Raw genomic sequence first — 1,150 nt, forward strand, 5'->3', positions numbered from 1 at the left:
GTCTCCCCTGATCAGGCCAAACCCCGCCTGCGGGTTCGTAGGCGCGCTCATAGAGCAGAAATTGTCAGCTGACAATAGCGGATCAGGAGGAAACCGGTTTCCGCCTCATTTTTCAGCCATCCAAGGCGCGCCGGTGGCCGTCTTCTACCAGTTTTCCGGCTGTGGCGGCCAGGGCTTTGCGGTCCGGGAAGGCGGCAACCTTCAACGGCTGGTGGTAAATCAGCTCCACTTGGCCTTGCCGCTGGGCTGCCAGGATCTTGAGAAGATGCGGCCCGAAATCCATATTTCCCCACCAGGCATAAAACCGTGCCGGGGCGCCACTGGGTGCGCGGTAGTGGACAGAGACTGGCTGGATATGCGCATCCTCACGCAAGTGATCCGAAAAGAACGCAGCGAAGAGCGTTGTTTTAAAGGGCAAGACCCGCAAACCATCGGTTGAGGTGCCTTCGGGAAAAAACAGCAGCTTGTGGCCGGCCTGCAGGCGCTGTTCAAACATGTCTGCCTGTTCTTTGGCCTTCTTAGGATTGCGCTCTATGAACACAGTGCCCGTGGCCCGCGCAAGCCAGCCGATCCCCGGCCATTTGGCGACTTCCGCCTTGGAGACAAAGTAGATCCGCTTGCGCGCATTCAGAGCAAAGATATCCAGCCAGGAGGCATGATTGGCCACCACGGCCCCCTTTTGACGCATCAGCGTTCCGCGGGTTTTGAAGCTGATCCCGAGAATGCGAAAGGCATTGCGGCAGACAAACTGTGTGATAAAGGGCGTGACCGGCCGCTGCAGGCCGAATACCGGCCGTTCGATCAGCCGCAGGGCCAGCAAAACCAGCAGCCCGCCAAACACCAGCACCGCCAGCGGCAGCCCGCGCACCAGCACGAGTGTCCAGCCCAAGGCTCCGATCCGGACCGGATCCGGCGCCTCTTCGCTTTGCCAGCTGACGCTCATTCCCGCCCCTTGCCTCCGGCATAAATCCTGCGCTGGCGGTCGTTCATTTGCGCGGTGTCCAGGATCAGGCACACGTCGGTGGTGTTGAAGGCCTGATCGACATAGGCGCCGTCGCCGACGTATCCGCCCAGCCGCAGATACGCTTTGATCAGCGCAGGGGTTTCCACCATCGCACGTTTGCGGTTGAGATCACCTGCGGCTACCAAG

Annotated in this window: 1 protein-coding gene and 1 pseudogene; both read right to left on the bottom strand. The window is 60.4% G+C overall.

Annotation, left to right across the window (positions count from 1 at the left end; genetic code table 11):
- Positions 1–112: 112 nt before the first annotated feature.
- A complete protein-coding gene (locus A2I95_RS40630) occupies positions 113–943 on the bottom strand; it encodes a 1-acyl-sn-glycerol-3-phosphate acyltransferase (RefSeq protein WP_027259001.1) in 831 nt (276 codons plus the stop codon).
- Positions 940–1,150: pseudogene (locus A2I95_RS40635) on the bottom strand (ornithine-acyl-ACP acyltransferase); the annotation flags it as partial. The pseudogene A2I95_RS40635 and the gene A2I95_RS40630, both read right to left, overlap by 4 nt.

The organism is Leisingera sp. F5, from assembly GCF_001593695.1.

What these genes read in the sequence shown, in the direction of transcription:
- A2I95_RS40630 (WP_027259001.1), bottom strand. Translation starts at nt 943, where the DNA reads ATGAGCGTCAGCTGGCAAAGCGAAGAGGCGCCGGATCCGGTCCGGATC.